Here is a 16,598-nt window from a genome sequence, read left to right on the forward strand (position 1 = left end):
TAAAAGGGGGTACATTAAAATTGGAAGATGAATTATTATATTCATTAAATGCCGTTAGAAATATGGAGGTAATTGATATAAGTACAGGCAGTAAGATTGGTTATGTTAAGGATTTTAAAGTTGATATAAATACCAAGAAAATTATATCTATATTTCTACCATCACCTGTGAAATCATGGTTTAATAAAGCAGAGGATATAGAGCTTTCGTGGGATAAGATAGTGAAAATAGGGGTAGATGTGTTAATAGTAGATGCATCAAGTGTCATAGAAGAGTTTAAAGAAAATAATGTCTAGTAAATTCCTATGAAAAATTATATAATTAAGATAACATATTACAAAAGTGAAAGGCGGAGAGAATATGAAGTGTCCTTTTTGTTTTAATGATGAAAGTAAAGTAGTAGATTCAAGATCAACAGATGATAATACAACAATAAGAAGAAGAAGAGAGTGTACTAAATGTAATAAAAGGTATACTACATATGAAAAGATAGAGGATATTCCGGTATTAGTTATTAAGAGAGATTTAGCAAGAGAAAATTTTAACAAGGAAAAGATAATTAATGGTCTTATTATTGCATGTCAAAAAAGACCAGTTTCAAGAAAGCAAATTGAAGAAATTGCTGAAGATATTGAAAAGAAGATATCTAATAAGATGTTAACTGAAATAGAATCAGAAACAATTGGTGAAATGGTTATGGAGAAACTAAAAGAAATTGATGAAATATCATATGTAAGATTTGCCTCTGTATATAGGCAGTTTAAGGATATAAATACTTTCTTAGAAGAGATAACTAGGCTTATTATAAAATAAATATATATTTAGAAGTTGCCTTTGGTTTTTCAAGGCAATTTTTTTACTATGTAAAGTTAAAAGTAAGTTAAATAAGTACTGTAGGTAATGGAAATGATATGTTTTAAATGATACTATTATTGTGTTAATAAAATTTAATATTAAGCATGAGGTGTATAATGAATTATTTGAAATTGAATTCTTTTAAAAAGGGAAATGATTTTATAAAATTTCAAGAAGGAAAATTTGAAGTAGTATTTTCTACTGCGGAAAATAATAAAAGCTTTAATAGGAATACAGAAGAGGGTATAAAGGAATTAGAAGCATTAATTGATAAGTTCCATGGTGAAAATGTAGAATATTTGAAACAAATTCATAGCAACAAGGTATATACATATAGAAAAGGAAGTAATGAATTTAAAGACAATGAAGGCGATGCACTTATTACTAATGAAAAAAAAGTAATTATAGGGGTTTTTACAGCTGATTGTGTTCCAGTGATACTTGTTGATAAAGAAAATGAAGCTATTGCAGCAATTCATAGTGGATGGAAAGGAACATTTTCATCTATAGTAACTGAAACTATTTTAAGAATGAAAGAAGAATATAATAGTAAGGCAGAAAATATAGTGGCATATATAGGACCTCATATTAGACAATGCTGTTATGAAGTATCAGAAGATTTAAAAGAACAGTTTTTAAAGAAGTTTGATATAGAAAAAGATAAACTCTTTGATGGAAGAAATTTAAGCTTGGAAGAATGTATTAATAATGATTTAATAAATAGTGGGGTATTAGAAGAAAATATACATTCGCTAGGCCTTTGTACAAACTGTGAAAAAGAAGTCAAACTACATTCTTATAGAAAAAGTAATGGAGCTTATGGACGATTATTTTCGTTTGTATATATTAAAGAATAAGAGAGGGAAGAAAGATGGCTAAAGGAAAAATATTAGTGGTAGATGATGAAGAACATATATTAGAGCTTATTAGATATAATCTTGATGCGTCAGGCTATGAGGTAATAGAAGCCAGTGATGGTGATGACGCAGTGAAGAAGGCAATTAATGAAGTACCTGATTTAATTTTATTGGATTTAATGTTGCCTGGTAAGGATGGTTATGATGTATGTAGAGAGTTAAGGAGCAATGGCAAGACTAAAGCTGTACCTATAATTATGCTTACAGCTAAAAGTGAAGAAATAGATAAGATATTGGGCTTAGAGCTAGGATCAGATGATTATATAACAAAACCTTTTTCTGTTAGAGAACTGATGGCAAGAGTAAAAGCTGTACTTCGTAGATACACAAAGACTCCGGAAAGTAGTGAAAAGTTTATCTTTGGTGATATAGAGGCAGATTTTGAAAACCATTCCGTAATTTGTGGTGGGGAAAAAATAGAATTGACTTTAAAGGAGTTTGAACTTTTAGAAGTGCTAGTTAAAAATAGAGGTAAGATATTAACTAGAGAAATGCTTTTAGATAAGGTATGGGGATATGAATACATTGGTGAAAGTAGGACAGTAGATGTTCATATAAGGTATCTCCGTAAAAAAGTTGAAAAAGATGATAAAAATCCAAAATTTATTGAAACTATAAGAGGAGTTGGGTATAGATTTAACCCTCATGTATAACAATGAAGAAGAGAATAATAGTATCCATTTTAATAACCATAGTATTGGCAATTGCTATATTAAGCAGTGTTTTTGTTGCAGTGGTTAATATTAAAGAAGTGGATAGAACCAAAGAACTTTTATCGCTTTATAATAAGCTTATAACATATGATATACAAAAAGGAAATGATGATTTTAGTAGTTACAAAATAAATGGACAAGATATAAGAGTAAGCATCATAGATAAAGAAGGACAAGTATTATATGATAGTCTTGGAAATGTAGAAGATAACCATGGAAATAGAGAAGAAATAGCGGAAGCCTTCAATAAAGGGGAAAGCTCTATAGTTAGATTTAGTGATACCGTAGGTAATGATTTGGTTTATTATGCCACTAGAGTCAATAATGATATAGTTATAAGGACGTCAGCACAAGTTAGTGATACTAAGTTAATTACCAGAAGAAGTTGTAAATATTTCATTCTTGTGATAGTAGGAGTAGTAGCCATATCAATAGCATTATGTGAAAAATTGTTGAAGATAATTGTGCAGCCAGTTAGGGAGTTGGAAGAAGTAACAAAAAAAATAGCCAGTGGCGATTTAAATAAGCGACCTGTCATATATTATAATGATGAAATAGGATCGCTGGCTCGAACTTTTAATGAGATGGCTGATATGCTAGAAATTAAGATAAGTGATTCTTTAGATAAGCAAAATAAATTAGAAGCTATACTTGAAAGTATGGAAAGTGGTGTCGTAGCCATTACGGCAACTGGCAAGGTAATGTTGATTAATCCATATGCCAAAAGTCTTTTTGGAATTAACGAAGATATAATTGGCAAAAATATTTCTAATTATATTATTGATCATGATCTTTTAAGTTTTATAAGAGATATAACGAACATTGATTCAAAGGAAATTAAATTATTCCATCCTGTTGAAAGAGAAATAAAGGTAAAGAAAGCACCGATTATTGGACAAAGAGGAAGTGAAATTGGTATTGTTATTTCTATACAGGATATTACAGATATAAAGAGGTTAGAAAATATGAGAAGCCAATTTGTGGCTAATGTGTCCCATGAATTAAAAACACCTCTTACATCTATAAAAGGGTTTTCAGAGACATTGAGAATAGTAGATGATGAAAATACTAAAAATAAATTCTTAGATATAATAGATAAAGAAACAGATAGGCTGACACTACTTATTGAGGATATATTAATTTTGTCTAATATTGAAAATATGAATAAGCTTTCTAATGAAAAATTTAATCCTAATGAAGTTGTTGATGATGTTATAAACATGGTAAAGAAAGAAGCTGCCAAGAAGAATATATCTATTGAAGCTGAAAAGAAGTTTAAAGGATTACTTGTAGGAGATAAGAATAAGTTCTATCAAGTGGTTTTAAATTTAGTAACCAATGGTATAAAGTATTCTAATGAAAATGGAAATGTAAAAATATTTACCAATAAAAGTAAGAATAAATTTGTTTTAATGGTTAAGGATGATGGTATTGGAATACCTAAAGAAGATTTGCCTAGGATATTTGAAAGATTTTATACTGTTGATAAGTCTAGAACATCAAAGAGTACAGGTTTGGGATTAGCTATAGTAAAGCATATTGTTAAATTATTTAATGGTGAAATATTTGTTGAATCGGAAGTTGGTAAAGGAAGTAAATTTACGGTAGTTAGTAAAAATGTATATTGTGAATAAATAAAAAAGGAATCTTGATTATTTCAAGATTCCTTTTTTTGTTAAATTTAATATGGTTTTAACAAGAGAAGATGTTCTTTTAACAATTGCATAATATTGAATTAACTTTTAGATAATAATATTAATATATAAAGTAAATCAAGGAAAGAAATTAATAAATATATATAACTTGTGTTTATGGAGGAGATAGAGATGAAAAGAAAAAAAATTAAATTATTAGCAGGAGTAATGATAATAGCAATGACAGGAGGGGTTTTCGTAGGTTGCGGAAATAATTCAGCTTCAAATGAAGGAAAAGTTACAATTACAGTTTCAGGATCAACTTCAGTGGGACCACTAATGGAAAAAATAGCAGAAAAGTATGAAGAAGAAAATTCAGATGTGTCAATTGAAATTAATCAAACAGGTTCATCTGCAGGAATTAAGGATGCTATGGATGGAATTTCTGATATAGGACTATCTTCAAGAGATTTAAAAGATGAAGAAGCAGTAAAGGTTAAATCTACAGTATTAGCATATGATGGAGTTGCTGTAATTACAAACACTAGTAATCCAGTAAAAGAATTAACTATAGAACAAATAAGAGATATATTTACAGGCAAGGTTACAAATTGGAGCCAAATAGGCGGAAGCAATGGACCGATAGTTGTAGTCTCAAGAGAAACAGGTTCAGGAACTAGAACAGCATTTGAAGAAGGTGTTGGTTATAGCGAAGAAGAATTGGTTAAAACCGCCACTATATCAAAAGGAAATGGTGATGTTAAGACAACTGTTTCTACCAATGAAAATGCCATTGGATTTGTCTCATTTGAATACTTAGATGATGCAATATCAGCAATAAATGTTAACGGTATAAAACCAACAGCAGAAAATGTTAAAGCAGGTTCATATGTACTATCAAGGCCTTTCCTTGCTGTAACAAATGAACAGTATGTTACAGAAGATGCTAAAAATTTAATAGATTATATAACTGGGAAAGAAGGACAACAAATCGTTAAAGATAACAAATTAATAACAATTGATTAATCTAGTTGACTTAATTTTGTTTTTAGCCACTAGTTTTGGAGGAATAAAATGCAAAATATAAATAATAAAAATAGTGAAGAATATATGGCAGATGAAAAAGTTAAATCTGTTAAAACTTTTAATATGAAAAAAGCTGTGGATAAAGGTTCAAAGTGGATATTTTTACTAAGTGCTTTAATTGCGGTATTTAGTTTGTTGTTAATCATGGGATTTGTATTTTATAAAGGATTAAGGCCATTTTTTGCAGAGGGATATTCATTTGTTGACTTTATTATAGGAACAGATTGGTACCCAAGTTCTAGTAAATTTGGCATATTACCTATGATTATTGCAACTATATTAGGAACAATAGGAGCTTTACTTATTGGTGTGCCTATAGGCTTATTAACATCAATTTTTATTTCAGAAATTGCACCTAAGAAAGTAGCAAATATAATTGTACCAGCTGTAGAATTGTTAGCAGGAATACCTTCAGTATTGTATGGAGTTTTTGGACTTGCAATAATTGTACCTTGGATTAAGAATACATTTAACTTGCCCAAAGGACAGAGTTTATTAGCAGTAATAATTGTTTTAGCAATAATGATGTTACCTACAATAATTTCAGTGGCTACTACAGCCATAAGAGCTGTGCCAAAAAGCTATAAAGAAGGATCACTAGCCTTAGGAGCATCACATATCGAAACAACATTTAAGGTTGTAGTTCCAGCAGCTAAATCAGGTATTTTAGCAGCAGTTATCCTTGGAATTGGTAGAGCTGTAGGAGAAACAATGGCAATAATTTTAGTGGCAGGAAACTCTGCAAATATTCCAACATCAATATTTGACGGAGTAAGGCCTTTAACAAGTAATATCGCCTTAGAGATGGGATATGCTTATGGTACACATCAAGAAATGCTTTTTGCTACAGGAGTAGTGTTATTCATATTTATTTTGATATTAAACTTAGTAATAGCAAAGCTTTCTAATAAGGAAGGTAAATAATCATGAGGAAATTTAAAGAAAATATATTAAAAATACTATTGTATTTATCAGCTATTTTTACAGTTGGAATTTTAGTATTTATATTAGGATTTATATTGGTAAAAGGATATAAGGAAATTACGCCTACATTTATTTTTAGTGGGTATTCTGCTTCAGGTAATGGTGGAATAATGCCAATGATAGTTTCTACTTTATATGTAGTTGGAATATCAATTTTAGTAGCAACACCAATTGGAGTGTTGGCGGCAGTTTATTTACAAGAGTACGCAAAACAAGGAAAAGTGGTTAAAATAATAAGATTCTGTACAGAGTCCCTTTCAGGAATACCTTCAATAGTATATGGTCTTTTTGGTGCAATTTTTTTTGTAGGATTTTTAAAGTTTGGTTATTCATTATTATCAGGTGCACTTACTGTTTCAATTATTATTTTACCTGTAATAATACGTACTACAGAAGAAGCATTAAAAGTAGTGCCAGCATCTTATAGAGAAGCTTCACTGGGGCTTGGAGCTACAAAATTTCAAACACTTTACAAAGTAATTCTTCCAAGCTCAATTCCTGGAATATTATCAGGGATAATACTTTCTATAGGACGTGTAGTTGGAGAATCAGCAGCTATATTGCTTACAGCAGGAAGCGTTGCTAAAATGCCTAAAGGAATTTTTTCAAGTGGAAGAACTCTTACTGTACACTCATTCTTAGTGGCACAAGAAGCTGGAGATATTGCAGAAGCTGCAGCTGTAGGAATTGTATTAATTATTATTATTTTATTGCTAAATAGCATAGCTAAGATCATAACAAAGAAGTTTAATAAAGCTAATTATTAGTAGGTTTCAGAGGTGAAAATATGACAAGTGGTAAAGTGCCTGAGATACAGGTAAGAAATTTAGAATTATTTTATGGAGATAATAAAGCTTTAAAAAATATAAATTTAGATATAGAATCAAAGAAAGTTACAGCTTTGATAGGACCATCAGGATGCGGAAAATCAACATTTTTAAGAACTTTAAACAGAATGAACGATTTAATTGATAATGTTAAAATTACTGGTGAGATAACTATTGGAGGTAAGAATATTTATAAAGATATTGATGAAATAGATTTAAGAAAAAAGGTTGGTATGGTATTTCAAAAGCCAAATCCATTTCCTATGTCAATTTATGACAATGTAGCGTATGGACCAAGGCTTCATGGTGTTAAAGATAAAAAAACTCTAGATGGAATTGTGGAAAAAAGTTTAAAAGGTGCTGCACTTTGGGATGAAGTTAAGGATAGACTTAAGAAAAGTGCATTAGGATTATCAGGTGGTCAGCAACAAAGACTATGCATAGCTAGAACAATTGCTGTTTCTCCAGAAATAATCCTAATGGATGAACCAACATCTGCATTAGATCCAATATCAACTATTAAAATGGAAGAATTGATGTATGAGCTTAAAAAGAAATATACAGTTATTATTGTTACTCATAATATGCAACAGGCAGGAAGAATTGCTGATAAGACAGCATTTTTCTTAAGTGGGGAAGTAGTAGAGTATGGAGATACTAGCGATATTTTCTATAAACCAAGGGATAAAAGAACAGAAGATTATATAACAGGAAGATTTGGATAAAATATCAGGAGGATATGCTATATGACAAGAAATATTTTAGATAAGCGACTTAAAAGCTTGACATCAGAACTTGCAGAAATGGGAAGCCTTGTTGAAAAGCAGATTTATGATTCAATAAAAGCTTTAAAAAATCATGATATAGAATTGTCAGAAATAGTTATTAAAAACGATGATAAGGTAGATGCTTTAAACAAGAGAATTGAAGAAAAGTGCTTAATATATATGGCAACACAATCACCAATGGCATCTGATCTTAGAAAGATGTTTGCAGCTTCAAAAATTGTAACAGATTTAGAGAGAATAGCAGATTATGCAGTAGATATATGCAAGATTAATAAAAGAGTAGAAATAGATCCACTAGGTGAAGCTGAAATACCTTTATGGAACATGGTTGAAATATTGAGTAAGATGATTAATATGTCTGTAGAGGCTTTTGTTAATAGTGATGTGGAAGAGGCATATAGAATTTGCAAGCTTGATGATGAAGTTGATGTAATTTATCGTAAGTTATTTAATGATGTTATTAAGAAGATGAGCAAGGATGAAAATCTTCTTAATAAAGGAACGCAGATACTTTTTGCTTCAAAATATTTAGAAAGAATAGGAGATCATATAACAAATATATGCGAGTGGATTATTTTTTCTAAAGAAGGGGATTATGTTGATTTAAATGAGTAAATAATAAGAGAAGAGGAAGCCCTCTTCTCTTATTATTTATCTTAATATTTAATATAAAAATATAGTAAAATAGTAGAAATGTATGATAAAATAAGTTGTTTATTGACTGAATATAATAATTGAGTTAATATATCATAGAGTAGATAGGTAATTATAGGAGTGAAATATATGAAAAATGTAGTAACTAGTGTAATGCCTGATAGTATTGCTGAAGAAGTCGGCATTGAAGTAAATGATATTCTATTATCAATTAATGGAGAAAAGATAGTTGATATTATTGACTACAGGTTTTTAACTGCAGATGAAGAAATAGTTTTAGAAATTCAAAAACCAGATGGTGAAGTTTGGGAATATGAAATAGAAAAGGATTATGGTGAAGAAATAGGATTAGAATTTGGCGGAGGAATAATGGATAAAGCCAAAAGATGTAGCAATAAATGCATGTTTTGTTTCATAGATCAAAATCCAAAGGGAATGAGAGAAAGTATATATTTTAAAGATGATGATTCACGTCTTTCATTTTTACAAGGAAACTTTGTTACATTGACAAATATGAAGGATGAAGATATAGATAGAATAATTAGATATAGAATCAGTCCAATAAATATTTCTGTACATACAACAAATCCTGAATTAAGGGTTAAAATGCTTGGAAATAGATTTGCAGGGCAAGTTTATGAAAGACTTAAACGTCTAAGTGATGCAGGTATTGAAATGCATTGTCAGATAGTGCTTATCCCAGAGGTAAATAATGGAGAAGAGCTTAAAAAGACAATTGAAGACTTATATAAGCTATATCCAGCAGTGGAAGATGTTGCAGTAGTACCTATAGGAGTAACTAAATATAGAGATGGATTAGTTCAAGTTAAGACTTTCACAGAAGAAACATCTAAAAAGGAATTAGAAATGGTTATGAAATTCCAAGAGAAATTTATGGAAGAGATAGGAGATCCTTTTGTAAGATTTTCTGATGAATTTTATTTAGTTGCAGGAATAGATGTGCCTGATGAAGAATTCTATAAGGGATATGCACAAATTGAAGATGGAATAGGTATGATTAGATGCTTTAGAGAATCAATCAATAACACTATAGAACACTTAAAGAAGGATATAAAGGGAACTTTTAGTATAGCAACAGGAAAGCTAGCTTACAATGAAGTTTCCAGTGGTGCTGCAAAAATTATGGAAGCTAATAATAATATCAAGATAGATACATATGAAATAACTAATGATTTCTTTGGTGAATCTATAACTGTAACAGGGCTTTTAACTGGTAGAGATATTATTAACCAAATTAAAGATAAAATAAGCAGCGATTATTTAATAATGTCTAGTAACATGTTTAGAAAAGGATATGAGTTAGCTCCAGCTGATTTCATAATGCTTGATGATACTAGATTGGAAGAAATTGAAAAAGCGCTAAATGTAAAAGTACTTGTATGTGATCATACAGGTGAAGATTTAGTGGATATAATAAATAAAGCTTGTCAGGAGGAAAAATAGTGGCAAAACAAATAGTAGCTATAGTAGGTAGACCTAATGTAGGTAAATCTACATTATTTAATAAATTAGCAGGAAAAAGAATTTCAATAGTACAAGATACACCTGGTGTTACAAGAGACAGAGTATATGCAGAAGCAGAATGGTTAAACCATACATTTACAATGATTGATACTGGTGGGATTGAACCTGAAAACCAAGATATTATCTTAACTCAAATGAGAAGACAGGCAAATATAGCCATTGAAACAGCTGATGTAATAGTATTTATTGTTGATGGTAAAGAAGGTCTTACAGCAGCAGATCACGAAGTTGCAACAATGCTTAGAAAGAGTAAGAAACCAATAGTTCTTGTTGTTAACAAAGTTGACTCTATTAAAGAGGAAGATAATGCATGGGAATTCTATAATTTAGGCATAGGTGACCCAATAACTATATCTGCATCTCAAGGTTTAGGACTTGGGGATATGCTTGATAGAGTAGTTGAAAACTTTGAAGAGGAATCAACTGGTGATGAAGAAGAAGAAAATATAAAAATTGCTATGATAGGTAAACCAAATGTTGGTAAGTCTTCTCTTATTAATAAATTATTAGGTGAAGAAAGATTAATAGTTTCAGATGTTGCAGGTACAACTAGAGATGCAATAGATAGTAAGCTTGAAACTGAGTTTGGTAAATTTACTCTTATTGATACTGCAGGTCTTAGAAGAAAGAGCAAAGTTAAAGAAGAAATTGAAAGATATTCAGTTATTAGAACTTATGCTGCCATAGAAAGAGCTGATGTATGTATACTTATGATAGATGCAACAGAAGGTGTAACTGAGCAAGATGAAAAGATAATAGGTTATGCTCATGAACTAGGAAAAGCAATAATGGTTATAGTAAATAAATGGGATCTTATTGAGAAAGATGATAAGACAATGGATATTTATAAGAAAGACCTTGCAAACAGCTTAAAGTTCTTAAGCTATGCTAAATACTTATTTATTTCAGCAAAAACTGGCCAAAGAACACATAAAGTTTTAGAAATGGCAAAAGAATGTTATGATAATTACAACAAGAGAATAGGAACTGGTATATTAAACGATGTAATAAGTAAGGCAATATTAATGAAAGAGCCTCCAGTAGTTGCATTAAAGAGACTTAAGGTTTATTATGCTACGCAAGTGGCTACAAAACCACCAAAGTTTGTATTCTTTGTTAATGATGTAAATGCAAGACATTTCTCTTATGAAAGATACTTAGAAAATAGATTAAGAGATAGTTTTGATTTCAGTGGAACTGGAATTCAAATTGAATATAGAGAAAGAAAGGATAAATAATTATGAGTAGAGTGGCTTTTTTAGGTGGAGGTAGTTTTGGAACTGCCCTAGCTATTTTATTGGCAAACAAAGGAAATGATGTTTCTATTTATGATAGAGATATTGATGTTGTAAATGATATAAATAGTGGGAAAAACGATAAATATATTAAAGGTTTAAAGATACCTAAAAATGTCATTGCTTATAATGATCAGGATAATGCATTAAAGGGATGTGAATATTTAGTTTTAGCTGTTCCTTCACATATTATAAGAATGGTATCTAATAGCCTTAAGGGTAGAATACCGGAATCTGTTCCTGTAATATGCATAGCAAAAGGAATAGAAGAAGGAACAAATAAAACTTTAGCAGAAGTTATTGAAGAAGAACTACCAAATCCAGTGGTTATACTTTCAGGACCAAGTCATGCTGAAGAAGTGGCTTTTGGAATTCCAACAACAGTATTAACTACATCACATAATATGAAATATGCTGAAGAAGTACAAGATTTATTTATGACTAAAGAATTTAGAGTATATACTAATGATGATATTATTGGTGTTGAAATAGGTGGAGCTGTAAAAAATGTAATAGCTTTGGCTTCAGGTGTATGTGATGGTATTGGTTATGGAGACAATACAAAGGCAGCGTTAATGACAAGAGGTATGGCTGAAATTGTAAGAGTAGGATTAAAGTTAGGTGGAAAGATTGAAACCTTCTTAGGACTTACTGGAATGGGAGATTTAATAGTAACTTGTACGAGTGTTCATTCTAGAAATAGAAAAGCTGGTTATCTTATTGGTACAGGAAAGACCATGGAAGAAGCTGTGGAAGAGACAGGTATGGTGGTTGAAGGTATTAAAGCCTGCAAAGCTTTTTATGAATTAAAAGAAGAGCTAGGTATTGAAATGCCAATTACTGATGCATTATACCAAGTGCTATTTAATGGCAAGAATGCTAAAGAAATGGTAAATAAGCTTTTACAAAGAGATAAGAAATCAGAAATATATTAGAGAAAATAGCTACAAAATCATTGGATTTTGTAGCTATTTTTTTAAATAAAAAATACAAAACAGTATACTTTTTTTTGAAATAGAATATATATATAGTGTTAAAAATAAAAGGGGGTATACTTGTGGATAGTTTCAACATATACAGAGACATTGCAGAAAGAACTCAAGGCGACATATATGTAGGTGTTGTTGGCCCAGTAAGAACAGGAAAGTCAACATTCATCAAGAAATTTATGGACACCATGGTAATACCTAAGATAAATAATACTTATAAAAAAGAAAGAGCTAAAGATGAACTTCCACAAAGTGGATCAGGAAAAACAATTCATACTACAGAACCCAAGTTTGTACCTAATGAAGCTATTGAAATAACTATAGATGATGATGTGAATTTTAAGGTAAGATTAATTGATTGTGTAGGATACATTGTTAAAGGAGCCTTAGGATATTTAGAAGATGATGAACCTAAAATGGTAAATACCCCATGGTACGAATATGAAATACCTTTTGAAGATGCAGCAGAAATAGGAACAAGAAAGGTTATTACAGATCATTCAACTATAGGACTTTTAGTTACTACTGATGGTAGTATAACAGGCCTTGCAAGAGAAGATTATGTAGAAGCTGAAGAAAGAGTAGTTGAAGAGCTTAAATCAATAAATAAGCCTTTTGTAGTCGTACTTAATACTAAAAACATAAACTCCCCTGAAACAGAAATCTTAAAAAATGATCTTGAAAAGAAATATGACGTAACAGTACAGGTTATGGATGTATTTAATATGACAGAAAAAGATATAGAAAAATTGTTTAATCAAGTACTTACTGAATTTCCAGTTAAAGAGATAAATATAGATATGCCTGTATGGGTTGAAAAACTAAGTCCTGATCACTGGTTGAAAAAAGAATTTTTTAAGATTGTTAAGGGCATGTGTCAAAATATTAATAAGATTAAGGATATTAAACCAATATTTAATGATGCCAAAAATACAGAAAATTTAGGAGCGTCTGCTTTAGAGCAAATTAATTTAGGGGATGGAACAGCTAAAATGCTTTTAAAGCCAAGTGAAGACATATTCTATAAGGTATTAAGTGAGAATTGTGATGTTAATGTATCGTCAGAAAGCGATTTAATAGTATTAATAAAGGAATTAAACGCAGCTAAAAAGGAATATGATAAGATAAAGGATGCATTGATAGATGTTAAAGAAACAGGCTATGGACTTGTAGCACCACAATTATCTGAAATGTCATTTGAGGAGCCAGAGATAGTTAAGCAAGGCAGTAAGTTTGGCGTTAAGTTAAAAGCAAGTGCACCATCATTACACTTTATTAAAGCCGATATAAAGACAGAAATAAGTCCGATAATGGGCTCTGAAAAGGAAAGTGAAGAATTGGTAAAAGCTTTAATGGAACAGTATGATAAAGATCCTGCATCATTATGGCAAAGTAATATGTTTGGCAAATCTTTAGAAGTATTGGTTAAAGAAGGACTTCAAAATAAATTATATAAAATGCCAGAGGATGTTCAGACTAAGATTCAAAAAACATTGCAGAAGATTATAAATGAAGGCAGCGGTGGCTTAATCTGTATTATTTTATAGAAATATGTATATAAATAATCTGTTGCTTTAATAAAGTGGCAGATTATTTGATTTTATAAAATTAAGCTTAAAAAGTGGTAAATAATATACCTGTATTGAATAAAATGTATTAAGCAGATACTATAAAGTGCTTAATATAAAAAGTTAAGAGGGATATTATGGATAGCAGATTTTGTACCTATAAAAGAGTAGGGTATTTAAAAAGCCATATTGCCAATATGATAGGTATAGATTTTACTGGAATAATATATGCTTCTCCAGGGGTATTAAAGCATATTAATAAGAGGCATGGAAAGCAATTTAATACAAAGTCTAATGATACCATCATAATGTGGATGAGAGATATAATCGAAAAGCCGGATTATATAGGAGTGTATACTAATAAAAGGGGACAGACTGCTGTGCAAATAATAAAAAGGATGTATAGAACTATCCTTGTAGGTGTTGAAATAGATAGAGAGAAAAAATATATATATGTTGCAACTATGTATCCTATCAGTGAAAAGAAAATTAATAATAAGCTTCAAAGTGGAAAAATAATTGATATAAGAGAAGATATTGAAATGGTTGAAAGTTATATTATATAAATGTATAATTTAATTTAGGATAAGCTATGATTTTAAATTTAGCAATGCTTAAGATTTTTGAGGTGAGAAATGGCTCCTCATACGCTGATGTGATGTATTCTATCAGTAAATAGAGATGCAGGACAAGCCGACCTGCCAATAATCAAAGTATGATTAAATATAGATGAGATTTATGGTAACTAAAGTGTAATATGGAGGAACAACATGAAAAAGATAGCAATAATATTTAATGGTGGCACAATATCTATGAAAATAGATGAGAAAATAAAAGCAGCTGTACCAAGTTTGTCAGCTGAAGAAATTATGTCTATGATTCCAGGAGTAGAGGAGTATGCAGAAATTGAGGCATATACTTTTTCAAGTATGCCATCACCACATATGACTTTGGAAACAATGCTTAAATTAAGTAAATTTACTACGGAACTTGTTGAAAGAGAGGATATAGATGGTGTTGTAATAACTCACGGAACGGATACTCTTGAAGAAACAGCATATCTTTTAGATCTTACTGTGAGAACAAAAAAACCAGTAGTTGTTACAGGGGCTATGAGAAGTGGTTCAGAACTTGGATATGATGGTCCTTTTAATTTAGCAACTTCAATTTGTACAGCTATTTCTGATGAAGCTGTAGGAAGAGGTGTGTTAGTATGTTTTAATGGGGAATTGAATTCTGCTTCAGAAGTAACAAAAGCAAATTCAATGGCTCTTAATGCATTTAGAACACCAAACTTTGGACCAATAGGTATTGTTGATAATGATAATGTCATTTTTTATAGAGATGCCAATTATTCAGAAAAATATGATGTTTCGGAAATAAAAAAACAGGTTGCTCTTATAAAGTGCGTTGTAGATATGGATTCAAGCTACATAGACTATTTAATTGAAAAGGGATGTGGCGGAATAGTTATAGAAGCTTTAGGTAGAGGGAATGTACCACCAAAGATGGTAGATGGTATAAAAAAAGCCACTGAACTTAATATACCAGTAGTAGTAGTTTCTAGATGTTTTGAAGGTAGAGTTTTTGAGTCGTATGGATATGAAGGTGGCGGAAAGCAATTAAAGGACTTAGGAGTAATATTCGGTGATACTCTTCCAGGGCAAAAAGCAAGAATTAAGCTCATATTAGCAATTAATAGTGGAATGAATATTCATGAGATTGCAAGAGCTTTCTAAAAATATAAAAGATATTTTTATTATTTATAGTTATATTTGACAAAGAAGTCATAATAGATTGTTTTATGAATAAATCTATTATGACTTTTATTTTTTTATGGAGGTGTTGATAATGAAAATTTCACAAGGAAAAGGACATTTCTTATCAATTATGAACAATGAAAAAGTCAATATGAAAAAAGAAATGCTAGCAGGGCTTACAACATTTTTAACTATGGCATATATAATTGCAGTAAACCCAAGCATACTTTCAAGTACAGGGATGCCAGCAGGAGCACTGGTTACGGCTACATGTCTTGCAGCAGCCTTAGGATGCTTCATAATGGGCATATATGCTAATCTTCCTTTTGCTTTAGCATCAGGTATGGGATTAAATGCATATTTTGCCTATACGGTAGTTGGTCAGAAAGGAGTTTCATGGCAGGTGGCTTTAACAGCTGTATTTGTAGAAGGAATCATATTTATTATACTGTCATTATTTAAAATTCGTGAAGCTGTGGCCAATGCAATTCCAAAGAATATGAAGCTGGCAGTCAGTGGAGGTATAGGTTTGTTCATTGCCTTCATTGGTATGATAAATGGTGGGATAATTGTGGCTGACGAAAGTACCTTGGTTGCTTTAGGAAAAGTAACGCCAGCTGTTCTCATCACTTTAGGAGGTTTAATTCTTATAACTATTTTAGATAAACGTAAGGTAAGAGGTTCAATTTTATGGGGAATCATTGTTTCTGCCGCCATTGCATGGGTGTATGCATACTTTAATAAAGATACTGCAGCTTCACTTGGTATTACTGTTCCGCAGGGGATAATAAAATTTGAAAGTATAAATAAAATCGCAGGTAAAATGGATTTTTCATATATGTTAAATTTAAATAATATGAAGAGCTTTGTTACTGTAATTTTTACTTTTTTGTTTGTAGATTTCTTTGATACTGTAGGGACATTAGTTGGAGTGTGTTCAAAAGCTAATATGTTAGATGAAAAAGGTGAAGTTCCTAATGTAG

17 protein-coding genes are annotated in these 16,598 nt (G+C 30.6%); all 17 read left to right on the forward strand.

The features are described from left to right. Positions 1 to 20 precede the first annotated feature (20 nt). On the forward strand, positions 21 to 296 hold the full coding sequence (locus Q5O44_RS08575; protein WP_022167999.1) for a YlmC/YmxH family sporulation protein: 276 nt from the start codon (positions 21 to 23) through the stop codon (positions 294 to 296). A 64-nt stretch (positions 297 to 360) separates the two neighbouring features. After that, complete coding sequence (gene nrdR / locus Q5O44_RS08580; RefSeq protein ID WP_022168000.1) at positions 361 to 813, forward strand: transcriptional regulator NrdR; 453 nt, start codon at positions 361 to 363, stop codon at positions 811 to 813. Between the two features lie 158 nt (positions 814 to 971). Further along, positions 972 to 1,712: a peptidoglycan editing factor PgeF gene (gene pgeF / locus Q5O44_RS08585; RefSeq protein WP_022168001.1), complete on the forward strand. Its 741-nt coding sequence runs from the start codon at positions 972 to 974 to the stop codon at positions 1,710 to 1,712. A 14-nt stretch (positions 1,713 to 1,726) separates the two neighbouring features. Continuing rightward, positions 1,727 to 2,425 (forward strand): winged helix-turn-helix domain-containing protein, encoded by a 699-nt coding sequence (locus tag Q5O44_RS08590; RefSeq protein WP_022168002.1) that lies wholly within the window; start codon positions 1,727 to 1,729, stop codon positions 2,423 to 2,425. A gap of 2 nt (positions 2,426 to 2,427) precedes the next feature. Then, positions 2,428 to 4,119 (forward strand): ATP-binding protein, encoded by a 1,692-nt coding sequence (locus Q5O44_RS08595; RefSeq protein ID WP_022168003.1) that lies wholly within the window; start codon positions 2,428 to 2,430, stop codon positions 4,117 to 4,119. A 192-nt stretch (positions 4,120 to 4,311) separates the two neighbouring features. Then, positions 4,312 to 5,145 (forward strand): phosphate ABC transporter substrate-binding protein, encoded by an 834-nt coding sequence (locus Q5O44_RS08600; protein ID WP_022168004.1) that lies wholly within the window; start codon positions 4,312 to 4,314, stop codon positions 5,143 to 5,145. Between the two features lie 123 nt (positions 5,146 to 5,268). Next, on the forward strand, positions 5,269 to 6,129 hold the full coding sequence (gene pstC / locus Q5O44_RS08605; RefSeq protein ID WP_291661334.1) for a phosphate ABC transporter permease subunit PstC: 861 nt from the start codon (positions 5,269 to 5,271) through the stop codon (positions 6,127 to 6,129). A gap of 2 nt (positions 6,130 to 6,131) precedes the next feature. After that, on the forward strand, positions 6,132 to 6,956 hold the full coding sequence (gene pstA, locus Q5O44_RS08610; protein ID WP_022168006.1) for a phosphate ABC transporter permease PstA: 825 nt from the start codon (positions 6,132 to 6,134) through the stop codon (positions 6,954 to 6,956). A 20-nt stretch (positions 6,957 to 6,976) separates the two neighbouring features. Then, entirely contained in the window at positions 6,977 to 7,741 is a 765-nt protein-coding gene (gene pstB / locus Q5O44_RS08615; RefSeq protein WP_022168007.1) for a phosphate ABC transporter ATP-binding protein PstB, read from the forward strand. 21 nt (positions 7,742 to 7,762) lie between these two features. Continuing rightward, positions 7,763 to 8,419, forward strand: coding sequence for a phosphate signaling complex protein PhoU (gene phoU, locus Q5O44_RS08620; protein WP_022168008.1), 657 nt, complete (start codon positions 7,763 to 7,765; stop codon positions 8,417 to 8,419). Positions 8,420 to 8,587: 168 nt separating this feature from the next. Further along, entirely contained in the window at positions 8,588 to 9,922 is a 1,335-nt protein-coding gene (locus Q5O44_RS08625; protein ID WP_022168009.1) for a DUF512 domain-containing protein, read from the forward strand. Continuing rightward, positions 9,922 to 11,241 (forward strand): ribosome biogenesis GTPase Der, encoded by a 1,320-nt coding sequence (gene der, locus Q5O44_RS08630; protein WP_022168010.1) that lies wholly within the window; start codon positions 9,922 to 9,924, stop codon positions 11,239 to 11,241. The genes Q5O44_RS08625 and der overlap by 1 nt, the downstream gene beginning before the upstream one ends. Before the next feature lie 2 nt (positions 11,242 to 11,243). After that, positions 11,244 to 12,233, forward strand: a complete 990-nt coding sequence (locus tag Q5O44_RS08635) for an NAD(P)H-dependent glycerol-3-phosphate dehydrogenase (protein ID WP_022168011.1) — start codon at positions 11,244 to 11,246, stop codon at positions 12,231 to 12,233. 122 nt (positions 12,234 to 12,355) lie between these two features. Further along, on the forward strand, positions 12,356 to 13,834 hold the full coding sequence (gene spoIVA / locus Q5O44_RS08640) for a stage IV sporulation protein A (protein WP_022168012.1): 1,479 nt from the start codon (positions 12,356 to 12,358) through the stop codon (positions 13,832 to 13,834). Positions 13,835 to 13,992: 158 nt separating this feature from the next. Further along, on the forward strand, positions 13,993 to 14,421 hold the full coding sequence (locus Q5O44_RS08645) for a PBECR2 nuclease fold domain-containing protein (RefSeq protein WP_022168013.1): 429 nt from the start codon (positions 13,993 to 13,995) through the stop codon (positions 14,419 to 14,421). Between the two features lie 204 nt (positions 14,422 to 14,625). Continuing rightward, positions 14,626 to 15,594, forward strand: coding sequence for an asparaginase (locus Q5O44_RS08650; RefSeq protein ID WP_022168014.1), 969 nt, complete (start codon positions 14,626 to 14,628; stop codon positions 15,592 to 15,594). A 112-nt stretch (positions 15,595 to 15,706) separates the two neighbouring features. Further along, the coding region (locus tag Q5O44_RS08655; protein WP_302637687.1) for an NCS2 family permease at positions 15,707 to 16,598 on the forward strand (892 nt) is incomplete at its 3' end.

It is taken from the genome of Clostridium sp. CAG:221, assembly GCA_000435835.1.
Classification (GTDB): Bacteria; Bacillota; Clostridia; order Clostridiales; family Clostridiaceae; genus Clostridium.